Source organism: Kitasatospora sp. NPDC059817 (assembly GCF_042731835.1).
In the GTDB taxonomy this organism is placed as follows: Bacteria; Actinomycetota; Actinomycetes; order Streptomycetales; family Streptomycetaceae; genus Kitasatospora.
On record NZ_JBHWIR010000362.1, the window covers coordinates 1 to 3,434 of the forward strand.

General features: G+C 69.2%; 4 protein-coding genes and 1 pseudogene. 1 reads left to right on the forward strand and 4 read right to left on the reverse strand.

The genetic code is table 11. The features are described from left to right. Nucleotides 1-221 precede the first annotated feature (221 nt). The 4 genes and pseudogenes from ACFV61_RS35195 to ACFV61_RS35210 form a co-directional block, all read right to left on the reverse strand. Nucleotides 222-638: a hypothetical protein gene (locus tag ACFV61_RS35195; protein WP_380496181.1), complete on the reverse strand. Its 417-nt coding sequence runs from the start codon at nt 636-638 to the stop codon at nt 222-224. 97 nt (nt 639-735) lie between these two features. Beyond that, nucleotides 736-1,119 (reverse strand): annotated as a pseudogene (locus ACFV61_RS35200) (transposase); the annotation flags it as partial. A gap of 283 nt (nt 1,120-1,402) precedes the next feature. Beyond that, nucleotides 1,403-1,720, reverse strand: coding sequence for a hypothetical protein (locus tag ACFV61_RS35205; protein ID WP_380496183.1), 318 nt, complete (start codon nt 1,718-1,720; stop codon nt 1,403-1,405). Nucleotides 1,721-1,833: 113 nt separating this feature from the next. Beyond that, on the reverse strand, nt 1,834-2,382 hold the full coding sequence (locus tag ACFV61_RS35210; RefSeq protein ID WP_380496186.1) for a hypothetical protein: 549 nt from the start codon (nt 2,380-2,382) through the stop codon (nt 1,834-1,836). A 628-nt stretch (nt 2,383-3,010) separates the two neighbouring features. Here ACFV61_RS35210 and ACFV61_RS35215 point away from each other — a divergent pair. Continuing rightward, a partial coding sequence (locus tag ACFV61_RS35215; protein WP_380496188.1) for a hypothetical protein occupies nt 3,011-3,434 on the forward strand: 424 nt, incomplete at its 3' end.

The following is a 3,434-nucleotide window of genomic DNA, read 5'->3' on the forward strand; positions in this document are numbered from 1 at the left end:
ACGCGCGGGGGGGGCCGGCCGCCCCCTCCGGCTCCGGGTGGCGGCTGCGGCGGTTGGTGTGGTGCCGTCCGGCCCGTCGTGCCACGTCTTCGCTTCGGGGCCGGCCAGTGGGCATGTGCTGCGTGCACCCTGAGCTTGCCGTTTTACCTCTGGCATCGGCCGTTGAGCTGCCGATGGGCAGGCAGGTTGCCCGTTGGGGGTCCGCGCCTCCGAACCCGTTGTCAGCCGGACTGTGCCTCCTGCTCGGCGGCTTCGGCCCTTGAGAGTCGCCACCGCATGGTCTCCGCCTCACTGAGGGCTGTCTCCTGAAGCTCCGGCGTCAGGCCGGAGTGATCCGCAGCAGCCTCGGAGGCTTCGGTCCAGGCGCGCAGGACTTCGACGGGACGCTGATGCCCGCAGTCGAGCTCGTTGCCCGAGTGGTCGTAGACGGTGGCCTCGTAGCCGATGTTCACCCACACGCTGGCGCCCTGGTCATGGAAGACGACCTCGAACGGTGCCTCGTCGGAGTCCGTGTCCTTGGGGGTGTCCGTGACGATCGTGAACTTCTCCTTGGGCTTCATCCAGTAGTCCTCGCCCCACGGCTCGACCCAGATCCCGAAGGTCTTCTCGGTGTCGTTGCTCAATCTGATCTTCGGCATGGCCGCAGCGTAGGCCACCCTGCTCGGGTTGAGGCGCGGTCCGACATGGCCTATCCGGTTGCCGGGGTTTGGTTCCCTGTTGGTGGTGGGCCGGCCGGACGTAGGGCTCGCCGCCGGCGAGGACCCGTCCCACATCGTGACGGGTTGCCGAGCCGCTGTTTCGCGAACCGAGCGGGCGTCCGGGGCCGGGGCGGGACGGTTTTGGTGCACGCGCTGGCGTCGGGGTCTGTGCGTGGAGGTTCCTGAACCCGCGTCGCACCCGCGCGGGCGTCAGCCTGTTCGACTCGGTCCGCTTCTCCCGTGGTCGGCGGAGGTCGGCGGCCAGGGGGCGGGCGAGCCGGAGCTGGGTGTGGGCGGCGATCACCAGCCACGTCCAGCGGTCTGCGGCTTCCGGGCTTCGCAGCCTGGGCTTCGTCCAGCCCAGCGTCTGCTTGAACAGGCGGAGTGTGTGCTCGATGTCGAAGCGGCGGAGGAAGGACTGTCAGCAGCGGTCGCCGTCCTCCCCGGTGGCGCCGACTCCGGTGTTCCGCCGGCGGACGAGTCCCTGGGGCTGGCGTTCGCGATGCTCGTGCAGGCCGCCAGCCGGTTCCGGCGGATCGTCAAGCTGCCGCCGGAGAGCACCGACGACGGCGACGACGAAGAGCGACAAGTGCTGGGGCCGTCCCAGCCTGTTCGCCCAGGCGGCGACGTCGCAGCCGGATCTGGGACAGGGGTGGTACAGCCGGATCACTCCGGGCAGCAGAGGCATGGCTCAGTGCTTGACGCTACCGGGGCCTTGCGTTCCCGAGTTCGGCTGCAAGCACCGCCATCTCGTGCAGACGCTCGTAGTACTCGGCTCCGCCGCCCTCGTCACCAAGAGACGGCAGGACCTTCTCAAGGGCCGCGAGGCACGCGAGCAAGGTCCCGCGACGGTTCTCATCGAGGTGCCCTGACAGGACCGAGGAAACACCGCTGGCGGTGAACGCGTCCAGCAGTACCAGGTCTTCGCCGTCGATGTCTCGACCGCGAAGATGCGGAGGAAACGCCCGTTGGACGTGCGCCTCCCACAGCCGCGAGAGCAGCTCCACTGCTGGTTCATCCATGTTCAAGATCATGCCTCACGGACGAGGAAGCCCCGTGACGAGGGCCTCCGCAGGTCACGGTGATGGCCCGCCCCCTGAACCGAGGGAACGGGCCACCGTACGGACCGGGAGCGCTACGCCGTGCCGCGTCCGGCGTTCACGGCTTGGTCGAGGTGGTGGGCGAGCTCGGGCAGCTGTTGGGCTGGGTCGCCGGTGGTGATGGTGCGGGGCATCGCGAGGGCGATCGCGCCTACCGCCGCCAGGGCGAGGCCCTCGCCGGTGTTCAGCCCGGTCTCGCCGGTCAGTACCAGCCCGCTGAGCACGAAGGCGGTGTCGGCGGGCACGCCGCCGTGGTCGTCGTCCTCGGGGTCCAGGTCCCGGCCGCAGGCGAGCACGGCGGCCGCGTACTCGCCCAGGTCCCGGCTGCCGGTACGGGCGGCCAACTCCGACACCCACACCACCGCCCTGCTCGCCGAAGCCGCCGCGATCCCTACCGCGGCCGCCAACCGCGCCCGCTGCTGCGCCGCAGCCCGATCCGCCTCGTCCTCCCCCGCCGCGTCCTGCTGCGCCCGGGCGGCGAGGTCGGCCGCTCGGGCGGCCAGCTCGGCGGCGAACACCGCCAGCCGCGCGTCGCCGCCGTCGTGTTCGTCGTCGCGTGCCGGCAGCACAGTCACATTCGTCATGACCGGTGAACTCACCAGCGCCACCAAGGTCACGCCCGGCCGGTGAGTTTCGGCTCGGCGACCGGTGAGTTTCGCCCCGCCCAAACTCCCCAACGCAGGTCAGGGTCCGTGCGATCCCCGTTGCACCCTGCGAACGGCCGTCCTGCAGAACGGCCGGCCGGTCGCAGCACTGCGCCATGGCGGCGCTGCACCGACTGCCACCCGTGCTACCCGAGCAGCGCCGTGCAGCGCTGCATGCTGTCCGGTGCCGGTGAAGCAGGCGGAGTCCGGAGCAAGGTGGCGGACCGCGCCGAGTTCATCCGGCGAGGTTGGCGAAGGTGGCGCGCGGTTCTCCACGGCGGACTGACCGCGTCAACGGTGCCTCGCCGGACGCCCGGCTTCGGAATCAGCCATTGGGTCATGGCCCGTTCGCGACTCTTCTCTCCAGCGGTAGGCGCGTGCTTTGCTGAGATGCTTCAACGCCTTTGCAGCGCAAGGAACTTCCACCCGGCATGGATGTCCTGCTCATCGTGGACAGTGTGGAGGACGGGCTGTCCGTACCACTTCACTGTTGCGGGGACAGGCGGCGACACCATGTCTGATCACTACAGGGGGTACGTTGAACATCGCCAAAAGGACACTGGGTCGCATGGCCCGCATAGTGGCTGCGGCCGTCACGCTGCCGGCCCTCGCGTTCGCCGGAGCCGGCACCGCAACGGCCAGTACGACCTCAACGCAGATCAGCGGCCAGCACCCACGGGTCAATGCGCCCAACGGCACCCTGGTCCTGCGCAGCGCGGCTACGGGCCTGTGTATCGATGACAGCAACTACGGCCTGCGGCACTTCGGATGCCAGGACCAGAGCGGCCAATACGCCGTTTTCCAGCAGTTCACCGTAGTGTCCAACAACGGTCAGACCTGGTCCCTGCACAGCGCGGCTACGGGCTTGTGTATCGATGACAGCAACTACGGCCTGCGGCACTTCGGATGCCAGGACCCGAATGGCCAGTACGCCAATTTCCAGCAGTTCTACCTGTATGCACAGCCCAACGGCTCCGTGGTCCTGCGGAACG

Bases quoted from the DNA above. Each gene is read 5' to 3' on its own strand.
- ACFV61_RS35210 (WP_380496186.1), bottom strand. From the start codon at position 2,382: ATGACGAATGTGACTGTGCTGCCGGCACGCGACGACGAACACGACGGC.
- ACFV61_RS35205 (WP_380496183.1), bottom strand. From the start codon at position 1,720: ATGGATGAACCAGCAGTGGAGCTGCTCTCGCGGCTGTGGGAGGCGCAC.
- ACFV61_RS35195 (WP_380496181.1), bottom strand. From the start codon at position 638: ATGCCGAAGATCAGATTGAGCAACGACACCGAGAAGACCTTCGGGATC.